We start from the raw sequence: 13,074 nt of genomic DNA, 5'->3' as shown, positions 1-13,074 counted from the left end.
GGATTGTGCCCGGAATCCGACATTGCCTAGGCTTCCCTGGTGGAATCCGGCCTGCTCGACGACCTCGACCGCCGCCTGGCGCACGCGCTGCAGCTGGACGGGCGGGCGTCGTTCAGCACGATCGCGTCGGTGCTGGGCGTGTCGGACCAGACGGTGGCGCGCAGGTACCGGAAGCTGCGGTCGTCCGGGGTGCTGCGGGTGGTGGGCGTTCCGGAGGCGGCGCCCTTGGGGCAGGTCCATTGGCTGGTCCGGCTGCGCTGCGTCCCGGACGCGGCGGCGGCGATCGCGGCGGGCCTGGCCCGGCGGCCGGACACCCAGTGGGTGAGCCTGATGTCGGGCGGCACGGAGATCGCGTGCTTCATCCGGGCACCGCTGCGCGAGGAGACGGACGGGTTGTTGCTGGGGCAGCTGCCCCGGACCCCGCGGGTGGTGTCGATGACGGCGTACCGGCTGTTGCGCCGGTTCGCGGGCGGGCCGGCCGGGTGGTCGGGTCGTTCCAGCGCTTTGTCGGATGCGCAGGTCGCTGCGCTGCGCCGTTCTCCTTCTGGGGCCCCTTACCACCCGGAGCCCGGCGACTGGGGTCTCTTCACCGCCTTGGCCCACGACGGCCGAGCCGACATGTCGACATTGTCGGCGGCATCGGGTCGGTCGGAGTCGACGGTCCGCCGTCGCCTGTCGGTGCTGTGCGCGTCGGGAGCGCTGTACTTCGACGTGGAGGTGGACGCGGCCCTGTTGGGCTACCCCCTGACGGCAACGCTCTGGCTGACGGTGGCGCCATCGGCATTGGAGTCGACGGGCCTCGCGCTGGCAACCCACCCCCAGGTGGCGTTCGCGGCGGCAACAACGGGCCCGGCGAACCTGGTGGTGAACGTAGGCTGCCGCGACGACGCGGCGCTGTATTCGTATTTGGCGGACGACCTGGGCGGGTTGACGGGAGTCCAGCAGGTGGAGACGGCCCCGATGATCCGCACGCTGAAACGCTTCGGCACCGTGGTGCCTTAGCGGGTCAGCATCGGCATCAGGTAGTACGTCAGCTCCACCTCCCCGGGCTCCGCGGCCCGCAGGATGCACGCCCGCATCCCCGGCTGGATCGACAGCACCACGCGCTCGCCGGTGAACGCCTGCAACGCGTCCAGCAGGTACCTCGCCTGGAACGACGGGGATGTCCGGCCGCCGCTGACGTCGGCCTTCAGCGTCTCCTCCGCCTCGCCCGTGTCTTGGCGGGCGCTCGCCAAGCGGACCTGCGCGTCTCCGACCTCCAGCGTCAGGACTCGCCTGTCCTCGGCGTACACCCCGACACGGCGGACCGCGGCTGCCAGCGCGTCCGCATCAAGGGCCACCGTGGTGTCGACCGCGGCCGACGGGATCGAGTCCTCCGACAGGAAGCCCGCGTCGAGGACCGCCGTGCCGACCAGGCCGCCCGGCCAGCTCAAACCGAAGCGGCCAGGGCCCGCGTGTAGGCCCACCACACCCTTCGCCTGGCGAGCGGCCTCGGTCAGCAGCGTTGCCGGGACCAGGACATCCAGCGAGCCCAGCGTGCGCAACGGCAGCCGGGCCACCGCCATCCGATAGCGGTCGGACGCCGCCAGCGTCAGGTGGTCGGCTGCCTGGACGCGGACGCCGGTGAACAGGGGCAGCGGGTCGTCCTTGGACGCCGTTCCCGCGACGATCCGCAGCGCCGACGCGAACGCCGCACCGTCCACTTCGGACACACGGGGTGGCTCTTCGGGCGGCGGGCCGGCCTCGGTGGACAGGAGGGGGAGGGCGAATCGTGCGTTGTCGAGCCGCAGGGCCAGGCGGCTGCCTTCGACGACCAGGCGCACCAGGTCGGTGTCGAGCATCTTCAGCGTCTCCGCGAGAGGTGCTGCGGGGACGGCGACCGCACCGTCGGTGTGGGTGGTCGCCGGGCAGTCGAACCGGACGGCGAGATCCGGATCGCTCCCGGCGACGGTCAGCCCGGCCGCATCCGCCCGCACCCGCAGCCCGGCGCGGGCGGGCAGCAGCCGCGAAGCAGCGGAGACGGCCGCCGAGAGGCGGTGGGCAGGCGCGGTGACGTCCATGCCTCGCAAGCTAGCGGCGACCACCGACAAAACCGGCGCAGAGGGAGGTCGTGAGTGAGAAACAGGGTTAGAACACTGTTTCTCACTCACGACCAGCTGCGGCAGACCTACCGGCCGGCGCCGACCAACTCCGAAACCGCCGAAGCCTGCCGAGGCTCCCGAACCGTCCCCCGCAGCAGCCAAACCACCACCGCGAGCACCAACCCGGCCACACTCGCCGCCAAGAACGCTGCCGAAGGGCCGGCGTGCTCCACCACGTACCCGCTGATCGACTGACCCGCCGCCAACCCGAGCGTCACCGCCGTGAGCACCCAGCCGAACGCCTCCGCCGCGGTCCCGGCCGGCGCCACGAGCTCGATCGCAGACGAGTGCGCCGTCGACTGCGGGGTGATCAACGCCCCCGCCAGCAACATCATCAGCGCCAGGCCCCACAGCGACGACGGCCACGCGAGCAGCGCCACCAGCGCCCCGAACGCGCCCAGCAGGGCCGGCAATCGCAGCCCCATGCGGCGGGGCCACGGGCGCAGGCTGTACGCCACGCCGAACGCCACCGAACTCAAGGACCACGCCGAAAGCAGCAACCCGCCGAACGACGGGGAGCCCGCCTCGGTCGCCGACGCCGGGACCGCCACCTCGACGAACCCGATCACCACGCCGAAGCCCAGCGCGGCCAGTGCCAGCGTCCGCATGCCCGGGCTCGCCAGCGCTCCCAGCAGCGAACCGCCGGATCCCGGGGAAGCTCGCCAAGCCCGCACCGCCGGGCTCAGCGCGAACATCACCGCGCCGGTGAACTGCAGCGCCACGCCCAGCACCAGCCCGGAGCCCGCCCACGGGGCCAGCACCAGCAGCCCGGCCACGCCCGGCCCCAGGATGAAGAACACCTCCATGCTGATCGCCTCGTACGAGAACGCCGCGTTGCGCGCGCCACCCGGCGGGAGCAGGCGGGCCCACAGCGCTCGGGACGCCGAGCCGACCATCGGTTCCGACAGGCCGGTCAGGAAACCGAACGCGACCAGCACGGCCGTGGGCGCGTGGGACTCGATCGCCGTCACCAGCGCGGTCATCGACAGCGCCAGGAGCCCCGCGACGACGAGCAGCGGCCGTGTCGGGCCGAAGCGGTCGATCAGCCGGCCCTGGATCACCGCGCCCACCGACACTCCGACGAGTGAACCGGCCGAGACGAGCCCGGCCGCGGCGAAGGAACCCGTCTCGCGCTGGACGTAGAGCAGCGCCGAGATGCCGATCATGGCGATGGGCAGACGGGCGAGCACGGACGCGAAGGCAGGCCGCCGGGCCGCGCGGGTCGTCAGCGCGCTGCGGTAGTCGGCCAGAGACGTACGACCTTCAGAGTGGGACACGCGTGCCAGTATGCCGCAGAGTGGTACGTCAGTACCAGTTATTTGACGGTCAGGTGCGTCACCGGCAGACTGGAAGTGAATCGCATGAGGTCTCGATCAGGTAACACTCACGATATTCTCCGTGGACTCGTGCAACAAAACAGCGTGCATGGCGTCCTTGAGAGTGAATGGCCTTGAATTCGTGGGTATGGGCCGTGATGGTTGAACAACAGCACAGAACCCAGCTCCCTCCGGCATATGGGTCGGGGCCTGGCCCGGAGGGCGGGGAGCGCGGATCGTCGGGGGATGGTCCGCGCGACAAACGAAGAGCCGGTGCGCCACGTCGGGGGTGGCGCCCGGCTCTTTGTTTTGGGCATGAAGATCAACGAAAGAAGGCCCCCTCACCCAGGTGAGGGGGCCTTCTTTCGATCAAGACTCAGCGGGCGCGGCGAGCCAGCCGCTCCGGGTCCAAGATCAGCACGCTCTTGCCCTCGAGCCGCAGCCAGCCGCGGTGGGCGAAGTCGGCGAGCGCCTTGTTGACGGTCTCGCGCGAGGCGCCGACGTACTGGGCGATCTCTTCCTGCGTCAGGTCGTGCGTGACCCGCAGCAGGCCGGCTTCCTGGCTGCCGAACCGCTGGGCGAGCTGCAGCAGCGCCCGCGCCACGCGGCCGGGGACGTCGGTGAAGATCAGTTCCGCGACCATGTTGTTCGTCCGGCGCAGGCGGCGCGCGACCACGCGCAGCAGCTGCTCGGCGATCTCCGGGCGGGTCGAGATCCACTGCCGCAGGGCCGGGCGGTCCATGGTGACCGCGCGGACCTCGGTGACGGTGGTCGCGCTCGACGTCCGGGGGCCGGGGTCGAAGATGGACAGCTCGCCGAACATGTCGGACGGGCCGAAGATGCCCAGCAGGTTCTCGCGGCCGTCCGGGGACTTGCGGCCGATCTTCACCTTGCCGGACTGGATGATGTACAGCTTGTCGCCGGGTTCACCCTCGTTGAAGATGACATGGCCGCGGGGGAACTCCACGGATTCCAAGGTCTGGGCCAGCGCCTCCGCCGCTGCCGGCTCCACACCCTGGAAAATGCCCGCACGGGCCAGGGTTTCATCCACCTCGGGTGCCTCCTCGTCGAGAAACGTTCACGCACCCCCGTGGCTGGAAGTGCGTGACGCCGATCACTTGCGCGTCAGTCTAGGGCGTACTCCCGAGATCGCCTGTCGGACGCGCGCGCCCGCCAGATGATCTCGTTCGAACGTGGAGCCTAACTCCGCACGCGTCGCGCGCGTAGCCTGGCCGCCCGTCCGCCCAGCCTACGCAGCCGGAACAGCTCCAGCGCGCGGCCGATGCCGTGCCCGTAGAGCGCCCTGACCTCGTTGGGCTGCGCCTGCTCGAGGAACTCTTCGACCTCGTTTTCCTGCACCGCGACGTGCTTGAGCCTGCTTTCCACGCGCTCCATGAAGAGCGCGAAGAACATGATCACCAGCGGGACCAGGATGACGAACCAGACGGTCATGACCGGACCCCAAAAGTTTCAGTGGGAAGCATCTACTCCAGATCCTCGCTCATGGCGGCCGGAAACTGCGCCGAGGTGGTGCTCTGGCGTGTCGGTCGTCCACCGGTGCACTGACCGGCTCGTCCGACGGCGCCCGTAGGCTATCGGGGTGCCACCTGCCACCACGAACGCCCCCCGTGAGGGCGCTGGTGAAAGCCGGTTAGCTCTGGTGAGACGCGCCAGGCGGATGAAGCGTTGCCTCGACGACGTGTATCCGGACGCCCACTGCGAGCTCGACTTCACCACTCCGCTGGAACTGCTCGTCGCGGTCGTGCTGTCCGCGCAAACCACCGACGTCCGGGTGAACCTCGTCACGCCCGCGCTGTTCAAGCGCTACCGGACCGCCGCCGACTACGCGGGTGCCGACCGCGCCGAGCTGGAGGAGTACCTCCGCAGCACCGGCTTCTACCGGGCCAAGGCGAACTCCGTGATGGGGCTCGGTGCGGCGCTGGTCGAGCGCTTCGACGGCGAGGTCCCCGGCAAGCTCGACGACCTCGTCACGCTGCCCGGCGTCGGCCGCAAGACCGCCAACGTCGTGCTCGGGAACGCGTTCGACGTCCCGGGCATCACCGTCGATACCCACTTCGGCCGGCTGGTCCGGCGCTGGGGCTGGACGGCCGAAGAGGACCCGGTCAAGGTCGAGCACGCGGTCGGCGAGCTGATCCCCCGCAAGGAGTGGACGATGCTCTCGCACCGGGTGATCTTCCACGGCCGGCGCGTCTGCCACGCCAAGAAGCCCGCCTGCGGTGCCTGCCCGCTGGCCAAGGACTGCCCGTCCTTCGGCACCGGCCCGACCGGGTTCGAAGAGGCCGCGAAGCTGGTCAAAGGCGTCGAAAAGGACCACATCCTGGCGCTGGCGGCGCCCCGGTGACGACCGTCACCAAATGGGCGCTGGCCGCCGCCGTGCTGGCGGTGGCGCTCATCGTCGCGCTCCTGCCCCGCGGGGGTGACGACAGCGCCGCGAAGCCTTCCGGAGATCTGGCCCCGGCCCGGTCCGCGGCGGCGCTCCAGCCGTGCCCCGCGGCCGGCCCCGCGCAGCCGGTGAAGCAGCTCGAAGGCGTCAAGGCGGACTGCCTCGGCGACGGCGCGAGCGTCGACGTCGGCAAGGCCCTCGCCGGTGCTCCGGTGCTGGTCAACGTGTGGGCGTCGTGGTGCCAGCCGTGCCGGACCGAGCTGCCGGTGCTCCAGGAGTACGCGAAGCAGCCGGGTGCCGCGCGCGTGCTCGGCGTCCAGGTCCAGAGCCCGGCGGAGGACGGCTTGAACCTCCTCGCCAAGCTGGGCGTGCACCTACCGTCGGTGTTCGACGGCGACGGGCCGAGCGGGCCCGTCCGCACGGCGCTGAAGGTGCCGTCGTCGCTGCCGGCGTCCTACCTGGTCACCGCCGCGGGCGAGGTGCGGTTCATCGCGAATCCACGCACCTTCGGGAACACTGACCAGGTGCGCGCGGCAGTCGAGGGAGCATCGTGATCGGACCACTGGTCGAGCCGGAGTCGGTGCCCGAGTGGCTCCGGCCGCTGGTCAAGGTGAGTGCCGAGGTCGACTCGAAGACGTTCACCCGGTTCAGCCCGCCCGAGGCCGCCTACACGCGCGCCGCGGCGGTGCTCATCCTCTTCGGCGAGCGCGAGGCCGACGGCGAGCCCGACGTCCTGCTGCAACGCCGGGCCGACACGCTGGGCTCGCACGCCGGGCAGGTCGCGTTCCCCGGCGGCGGCGCCGAGGACGGCGACGGCGGCCCGGTCGGCACCGCCCTGCGCGAGGCCGAAGAAGAAACCGGCGTGGTCCCGTCCGGCGTCCGGCCGGTCGCGGTGCTGCCGGAGCTGTTCGTCCCGGTGTCCGGCTTCGCCGTGACGCCCGTGCTGGCGCACTGGGCGGAGCCGTCCCCGGTGCACGCGGTCGACCCGGCCGAGACGGCGTCCGTCGCGCGCGTCGCGATCGCCGACCTGGTCGACCCGGCCAACCGGTTCACGATCCAGAAGGCCGGCATGCCGTGGAAGGGCCCGGCTTTCGAGGTCGGCGGCCTGTTCGTCTGGGGGTTCACCGCCGGGTTGCTGTCCGTCCTGCTCGGCCTGGGAGGCTGGGAGCGCGAATGGGACTCGGATGATGTCCGGGATCTCGACGAGGCGCTGGCGGCCTTCCGGGCACGCCTGACAGGCGGGGAGTGACGACGTGAACTGGGTCGATGTGCTGGTCTTGCTGCTGGCCGTGCTGGCGGCGGTGTCCGGCGCATACCAGGGCGTGATCGTCGCGCTGCCGTCGCTGGTCGGCGTGGTGCTCGGCGCGCTCGCCGGGATCAAGCTCGCGCCGGTCGTCGTCTCGTTCTTCGACGACCCGGTGTGGAAGGTCGCCTTCGCCGTCGCGACCGTGGTGTTCCTGGTCGCCTTCGGTGAGGCGCTCGGCGTGTACGTCGGCCGCAAGCTCCGCCAGAAGATCAACCCGGACAAGCTGTCCGGCGTCGACAAGGCGCTCGGTGCGATCGTGCAGGCCATGGTCGTCTTCGTCGTGGCGTGGCTGATCGCGACGCCGCTGACGACCGTGTCCGCCGTGCCCTGGCTGGCCAAGGGGATCAACAACTCGCTGGTGCTCGGCAAGGTCAACGACGCCATGCCGGAGGCCGCGCAGGGCTTCCCGAACCAGCTGCGCAAGCTGCTCGACGCGTCCGGCTTCCCGTCGATCGTGCCCCCGTTCGAGAAGGCCCCGACGGCCGACACCTCGCCGCCGGACCCGGCGCTGCAGAGCAGCGGGACCGTCCAGCAGCTGCACGGCAGCGTCGTCAAGATCCGCGGCAGCGCCAGCTCCTGCTCGCGGTCGCTGGAGGGCAGCGGGTTCGTGATCTCGCCGCAGCGGGTGATGACGAACGCGCACGTCGTGGCCGGCACCGACACCGTCGGCATCGAGACGACCGAGGGCGACTACCCGGCGCGCGTCGTCTACTTCAACCCGGAGGTCGACATCGCGGTGCTCGCCGTGCCGCGGCTGCGGGCCCCGGCCCTGCGGTTCGCGGCGGAAACCGCCACCGCGGGCGACAGCGCGATCGTGCTCGGCTACCCGCTCGACGGCCCGTACCGGGCGACGCCGGCCCGCGTGCGCGGCCGGATCAACCTGCGCGGCCCGGACATCTACGACGCCAACACCGTGCAGCGGGACGTCTTCACGGTCCGCGCGGAGATCCGCAGCGGCAACTCCGGCGGCCCGATGGTGACCCCGGACGGCCAGGTCATCGGCGTCGTGTTCGGGGCGGCGGTCGAGGACCCGGAGACCGGCTTCACGCTCACGGCCGAGCAGGTGCGGGCCGAGGTCGACGCGGCGCCGTCGCAGTCGACGAACGTGTCCACCGGCTCCTGCGCCGCCTAACGCCCGTAGCGCAGCGCGAGGCCGTCCAGCAGCGCTCGCATGCCCGATTCGAAGATGTCGTCGAGGACGAGGTCGTAGCCGGTCTCGGACAGCTCGGCGAGCATCTTGGCGAACGTCGGGTGCCCGGCCGCCATCGCCATCACTGCCGGCCCCTGGTGGTCCATCCAGTCCTCTTCGGTCAGCCCGGACGACGCCAGCGCGCTCTGCTCGCGCTCCAGGTGGACCGCCATCCCCTGGACGTGGCTGAAGAACAGGACGTGCAGGTCGCACAGCGTCGCCGCGTCGACGTCCAGTTCGGACAGCGCGGAGAGCGCCCACTCGCCGTGCGTGGCGAGGTTGCGCAGCGGCAGTGGCCGGGTGATCGGCCCGAGCTGCGCCAGCCACGGGTGGCGCCGGAAGAGGGACCAGAGCGTGCGGCCGCCGAGCGTCAGCCGGTCACGCCAGTCGCCGGCCGGCTTCGCCGGGTAGCCGCGTTCGCCGAACGCGGCGTCGGCCATGAGCAGCACCAGTTCGTCCTTGCCCCGCACGTACCGGTACGGCGCCATCGCAGCGACGCCGAGGCGGGCCGTGACCCCGCGCATGGACAGCGCACCGAGCCCCTCGGTGTCGGCGATGGCGATGGCCGTCCGCACGATCCGCTCGCGGGTCAGCCCCCGCTGGGTACCACGGCGTTCCCGGCCGCTGACGACCGTGCCGGAGCGCGGCTCGGCGTGCACCAGCCCTTCCTGGTTCAGCAGGGTCAGTGCCTTCGCCGCGGTCGCCATCGCGACGCCGTGGTCGGTCGCGAGCCGCCGGGTCGAGGGAACCCGCGCGCCCGGTGAGAGTTCGCCGCGCGTGATCCGGCCCCGCAGCTCTTCGGCGATGGCCAGGTACTTCACGGCTGCCTCCTGTGCTAGTACAGATACCCATCTGTGCTAGCACAGATTTTGCTTGTGAACTGCTGGAACTCCAGAGTGATGGCAAGAAGTGTACGACTCTGGAGGCACGAAATGCGAAACGTCCTGATCTCGGGGGCCGGCGTCGCCGGCGGGACCCTCGCCTGGTTCCTGGCGCGCCAGGGCTTCGCCGTGACGGTGGTGGAGCGCGCGCCCGGTCCGCGGACCGGCGGCCAGGCGATCGACGTGCGGGGAGCCGCGCTCGACGTCGTCGACCGGATGGGCCTGGGCGAGCGGATGCGCGCGCTGCGCACCCGGATGCGCGGGATGTCGATGGTCGACGGTGCCGGGCAGGAGCTGTTCCGGTCCGAGGAGTTCACCTACAGCAGCGGCCGGCTCGACAGCGACGACTTCGAGATCCTGCGCGACGACGTCGTCGCGATCCTGCACGAGGCGACCGACGTCGAGTACGTCTTCGGCGACTCGGTCACGGCGTTGACCGAGGAGGCGCACGGCGTGCGCGTCGAGTTCGAGCACGGCGGCTTCCGGACGTTCGACCTGGTCGTCGGCGCGGACGGCCTGCACTCGGCGGTGCGGCGGCTGGCCTTCGGGCCGGAGGACGAGTTCGTCCGCCACCTCGGCCAGTACCTGGCGATCTTCCCGGCGCCGAACTTCCTGGGCATCGAGGACTGGCAGGTCTGGTTCCGGCACGAGGAGACCGGCGGGGCGATCTACCCGGTCCGGGACAACACCGAGCTGCGCGTGACTCTCGGTTTCGGCTCGGACCCGCTGCCCCGCCAGGACGTCGAGGGGCAGAAGCGGCTCATCGCCGAACGGCTGGGCGGGATCGGCTGGGAGGTGCCGAAGCTGCTGGAGGCGATGGCCGCCGCGGACGTCTTCTACTTCGACGCGATGGCGCAGATCCACCTGGACCGCTGGTCGGCCGGCCGGGTCGTGCTGCTCGGCGACGCCGCTTACTGCGCTTCGGCGCTCTCCGGCCAGGGGACGAGCCTCGCGCTGGTCGGCGCGTACGTCCTCGCCCAGGAGCTGGGCCGCGCGGAGCACGAAGCCGCGTTCGCCGCTTACGAGAGCCGGATGCGGCCCTTCGTCGAGCTCAACCAGGCGCTGGCCACGGAGAACCCGACGGGCGGTCCGGCGGAGGAGTCGGTCGAGCGGGCGAAGAACGCCATCGACCTCACTTGAGGAAGTCCACCAGGGCCGCCGACGTGCGGTCCGGCGCCTCGAGGTGCGGGAAGTGCCCGACGCCCGGCCAGAGCTCCGGCTCGGTGTGCGGGCCCGCCCAGCGCACGGACGACGTCGCCGTCTCGGGGAGGATGCAGGGGTCGTCGGCGCCGTGCAGCTGCAGCGTCGGCGCGGTGATCCGGCCGCCGACGGCCTCGGTGAACCGGCGGCCTTCGCCGCGGAACTGCGCGCGGAACGCCCACCGGTAGTACTCGAGCGCGCTGTGCGCGACGCCGGGCACGAGCATGGCGTGCCGGAACTCCTCGACGCTGTCGGCGAAGTCCGAAGTGGACCGCCACCGGCTTCCGGCCCAGCCGCCGAAGAGATCCGCGACGGCCTGGGCGTCGTCCTTCAGGAGCCACTTCTCCGGCGCCATCGGCACCTGGAAGCGGAAGAGGTGCCCGGCCGCCCGTCCTTGGCCACGCCACGGGCGCGCGGCCCCGGACCGCAGCGCGAGCGGGTGGGCGGCGCCGATCGCCGTCACCGACGACACGAGCCGGGGGTGCAGGGCCGCGACCGTCCACGCGAGCATGCCGCCCCACGCGTGGCCGACGAGGTGCGCCCGGCGCGCGCCGAGCGACTTGATCAGGCCGCCGACGTCCCCGGCGAGCGTCCACGCGTCGTAGCCGCGCGGCGGCTTGTCCGAGTCGCCGTAGCCGCGCAGGTCGACGGCGACCGCGCGGAATCCCGCGTCGGCCAGGGCCCGCAGCTGGTGGTGCCAGGTCCACCAGAACTCGGCGAACCCGTGCAGCAGCACCACGACGGGACCCTCGCCGAGCTCGGCGACGTGCAGCCGGATGCCGTTCGCGGACACGTCGCGATGAGCCCACGGGCCGTCGAGCCGGACGCTCGACGGGTCGGGGGACGCGGGCACCGCCTCAGTCGCGCGTGGTGGTCAGGTCGGCGTCGGGCGCCTTCTGCGGCTTCAGCGCGGCGGCGGTCTCCTTGACGCTGGCGATCGTCCGCTCCGGTGCCTTGAACTTCTTCACCTTGCGGTAGCCGAGGAACCCGGCCGCGCCCGCGACCAACAGCATCAGGAAGAAGACGATGCCGAAGGCGATCCAGCGGTAGCGCAGCCACTGGGCCAGCCCCTCCGCCGCGAAGAAGAACAGGAAGAACGTGCTGTACAGGAAGACCGTCAGCGCGATCAGGAAGTAGACGGCCCCCTTGAGACCCTTCTTCACCTCGCCGACCAGCTCGGACTTCGCGAGCTCCATCTCGGCCCGGACCAGGGTCGAGATGTGCTGGGTCGCGTCGCCGACGAGCCTGCCGAGCGACTGGTCGCCGGGGACGTCGGAGTCGGAGGACAGCGGGAGGTAAGGCACGGCCCCCACGCCGTCGGGGCCGGTGCGTTCGTGCTTGGGGCTGCTCACCGGGTCATCGTGCCATGTGTCCCGAAACCGGGCGCGGCGGCGTAGCCGAGTGTCGTGGATCAATCTCTCTCGGCGTGTACCCGGCTTCGCTTCAGCAGCATCGCCGCCGCCAGCAGGGAAGCCAGCGCGGACGCGATCAGCACCGCCGTCTTGGCCAGCTCGCTCGCGTCGCCGGGCAACGCCAGCTCCGCGATCAGCAGGCTGACCGTGAACCCGACACCCCCGAGCACCGACAACGCGCCGAGGTCACGCCAGCCGACGCCGCGGGGCTTTTCGGCGGCCTTGAGCTTGACGGCCAGCCAGCTCGCCCCGAAGATCCCGACGACCTTGCCGCCGAGCAGCCCGGCGAGGATCGCGAGCGGCAACGCCGTCGTGAACACCGCGCCCAGTGCGTCGCCGTTGACCGAGATCCCCGCCGCGAACAGGGCGAACACCGGCACGGCGACGGCGGCCGACCACGGCTGGAGCCGGTGCTCCAGCCGTAGCGCGGGCGCCTCGGCCTCGCCTTCGTCGGCGCGGACGCGGGTGAGCAGGCCCAGCGCGACGCCGGCGATCGTCGCGTGGATGCCCGCCGAGTGCACCGCGACCCAGGTGACCAGTGCGAGCGGCACGTACAGCCACGACGTCCGGACGCGGCGGTGCTGGAGGAAGGCGTACAGCGCGAGCGCGGCCACCGCCACGGCCACCGCGACCAGGTCGAAGCCGGTCGTGAACAGCACGGCGATGACGATGATCGCGCCGAGGTCGTCCACGACGGCCAGGGACAACAAGAACACCCGTGCGCTCGAGGGCAGGTTCGAAGCGGTCAGGGCCAGCACGCCGAGCGCGAACGCGATGTCCGTGGCGACCGGGATCGCCCAGGCCCGCTCGATGCCCGGCGTTCCCCAGCCGACGCTCAGCGCGACGAGCGCGGGCACGACCATGCCGCCGATCGCGGCCACGATCGGCAGCACGGCCTGCTTGAAGCGGGACAGCTCGCCGATGACTAGCTCGCGCTTGAGCTCGAGCCCGGCGACGAAGAAGAAGAGCGCGAGCAGGCCGTCCTTCGCCCAGTCACCGATCGTGAGGTTCAGGTGGAGGAACTCCGGGCCGAGCCGGAAGTCGCGCAATGCGTGGTAGCTGTCCCGCAGCGGCGAATTCGCCCAGATCAGGGCGACGGCGGTGGCCGCCAGCAGGATGATCCCGCCGGTGGTTTCGGTGCGCAGGTAGCGCGCGAACTCGGTCAACGGGCGGGACACGGCGGCTCCAGGGGGTCGCTGATCACTGTTGCCGACCAGACTTCCCG

Annotated in this window: 14 protein-coding genes; 6 read left to right on the top strand and 8 right to left on the bottom strand. The window is 71.4% G+C overall.

Going from position 1 to position 13,074, the window contains the following annotated elements:
* Positions 1–39 precede the first annotated feature (39 nt).
* Entirely contained in the window at positions 40–1,002 is a 963-nt protein-coding gene (locus tag QQ657_RS27505) for an Lrp/AsnC family transcriptional regulator (RefSeq protein ID WP_284745143.1), read from the top strand.
* On the opposite strand, the gene QQ657_RS27500 is transcribed toward QQ657_RS27505, so the two are convergent.
* The 4 genes from QQ657_RS27500 to QQ657_RS27485 form a co-directional block, all read right to left on the bottom strand.
* Positions 999–2,060: a DNA polymerase III subunit beta gene (locus QQ657_RS27500; protein ID WP_284745142.1), complete on the bottom strand. Its 1,062-nt coding sequence runs from the start codon at positions 2,058–2,060 to the stop codon at positions 999–1,001. The genes QQ657_RS27505 and QQ657_RS27500 overlap by 4 nt on opposite strands.
* A gap of 107 nt (positions 2,061–2,167) precedes the next feature.
* Positions 2,168–3,418 (bottom strand): MFS transporter, encoded by a 1,251-nt coding sequence (locus QQ657_RS27495; protein WP_434056781.1) that lies wholly within the window; start codon positions 3,416–3,418, stop codon positions 2,168–2,170.
* 415 nt (positions 3,419–3,833) lie between these two features.
* Positions 3,834–4,508 (bottom strand): Crp/Fnr family transcriptional regulator, encoded by a 675-nt coding sequence (locus tag QQ657_RS27490; protein ID WP_003081747.1) that lies wholly within the window; start codon positions 4,506–4,508, stop codon positions 3,834–3,836.
* 149 nt (positions 4,509–4,657) lie between these two features.
* Positions 4,658–4,909: a hypothetical protein gene (locus tag QQ657_RS27485; RefSeq protein WP_013230551.1), complete on the bottom strand. Its 252-nt coding sequence runs from the start codon at positions 4,907–4,909 to the stop codon at positions 4,658–4,660.
* A 226-nt stretch (positions 4,910–5,135) separates the two neighbouring features.
* Here QQ657_RS27485 and nth point away from each other — a divergent pair, with 226 nt between their 5' ends.
* The 4 genes from nth to QQ657_RS27465 are packed head-to-tail and all read left to right on the top strand — an operon-like array spanning position 5,136 to position 8,299.
* Positions 5,136–5,819, top strand: coding sequence for an endonuclease III (gene nth / locus QQ657_RS27480; protein ID WP_284745191.1), 684 nt, complete (start codon positions 5,136–5,138; stop codon positions 5,817–5,819).
* Positions 5,816–6,415: a TlpA family protein disulfide reductase gene (locus QQ657_RS27475; protein ID WP_284745141.1), complete on the top strand. Its 600-nt coding sequence runs from the start codon at positions 5,816–5,818 to the stop codon at positions 6,413–6,415. Before nth ends, QQ657_RS27475 begins: the two co-directional genes overlap by 4 nt.
* Entirely contained in the window at positions 6,412–7,110 is a 699-nt protein-coding gene (locus tag QQ657_RS27470) for an NUDIX hydrolase (RefSeq protein WP_284745140.1), read from the top strand. The genes QQ657_RS27475 and QQ657_RS27470 overlap by 4 nt, the downstream gene beginning before the upstream one ends.
* 4 nt (positions 7,111–7,114) lie before the next feature.
* Positions 7,115–8,299, top strand: a complete 1,185-nt coding sequence (locus QQ657_RS27465) for a MarP family serine protease (RefSeq protein WP_284745139.1) — start codon at positions 7,115–7,117, stop codon at positions 8,297–8,299.
* On the opposite strand, the gene QQ657_RS27460 is transcribed toward QQ657_RS27465, so the two are convergent.
* The gene (locus tag QQ657_RS27460) at positions 8,296–9,177 is read right to left on the bottom strand and encodes a GntR family transcriptional regulator (protein ID WP_284745138.1); all 882 of its coding nucleotides are present in this window, start codon (positions 9,175–9,177) and stop codon (positions 8,296–8,298) included. The two genes, QQ657_RS27465 and QQ657_RS27460, sit on opposite strands and share 4 nt — an antisense overlap.
* Before the next feature lie 111 nt (positions 9,178–9,288).
* On the opposite strand from QQ657_RS27460, the gene QQ657_RS27455 reads away from it, so the two are divergent.
* On the top strand, positions 9,289–10,377 hold the full coding sequence (locus QQ657_RS27455) for an FAD-dependent monooxygenase (protein ID WP_284745137.1): 1,089 nt from the start codon (positions 9,289–9,291) through the stop codon (positions 10,375–10,377).
* On the opposite strand, the gene QQ657_RS27450 is transcribed toward QQ657_RS27455, so the two are convergent.
* From QQ657_RS27450 to nhaA, 3 genes are read right to left on the bottom strand one after another with little or no spacing between them, the layout of a single operon-like run.
* Positions 10,370–11,290 carry an alpha/beta fold hydrolase gene (locus QQ657_RS27450; protein ID WP_284745136.1) on the bottom strand — a complete coding sequence of 307 codons (921 nt, stop codon included), beginning with the start codon at positions 11,288–11,290 and terminating at the stop codon, positions 10,370–10,372. The two genes, QQ657_RS27455 and QQ657_RS27450, sit on opposite strands and share 8 nt — an antisense overlap.
* 4 nt (positions 11,291–11,294) lie before the next feature.
* Positions 11,295–11,789 carry a phage holin family protein gene (locus QQ657_RS27445; protein ID WP_284745135.1) on the bottom strand — a complete coding sequence of 165 codons (495 nt, stop codon included), beginning with the start codon at positions 11,787–11,789 and terminating at the stop codon, positions 11,295–11,297.
* A 59-nt stretch (positions 11,790–11,848) separates the two neighbouring features.
* Positions 11,849–13,027 (bottom strand): Na+/H+ antiporter NhaA, encoded by a 1,179-nt coding sequence (gene nhaA, locus QQ657_RS27440; protein WP_284745134.1) that lies wholly within the window; start codon positions 13,025–13,027, stop codon positions 11,849–11,851.
* Between the last annotated feature and the right edge of the window lie 47 nt (positions 13,028–13,074).

Origin of the sequence: Amycolatopsis ponsaeliensis (assembly GCF_030182635.1) — a bacterium.
GTDB lineage: Bacteria > Actinomycetota > Actinomycetes > Mycobacteriales > Pseudonocardiaceae > Amycolatopsis > Amycolatopsis ponsaeliensis.
This window is presented reverse-complemented; position numbering and strand designations above follow the sequence as displayed.

Bases quoted from the DNA above. Each gene is read 5' to 3' on its own strand.
- QQ657_RS27455 (WP_284745137.1), top strand. From the start codon at position 9,289: ATGCGAAACGTCCTGATCTCGGGGGCCGGCGTCGCCGGCGGGACCCTC.
- nth (WP_284745191.1), top strand. From the start codon at position 5,136: ATGAAGCGTTGCCTCGACGACGTGTATCCGGACGCCCACTGCGAGCTC.
- QQ657_RS27485 (WP_013230551.1), bottom strand. From the start codon at position 4,909: ATGACCGTCTGGTTCGTCATCCTGGTCCCGCTGGTGATCATGTTCTTC.
- QQ657_RS27500 (WP_284745142.1), bottom strand. From the start codon at position 2,060: ATGGACGTCACCGCGCCTGCCCACCGCCTCTCGGCGGCCGTCTCCGCT.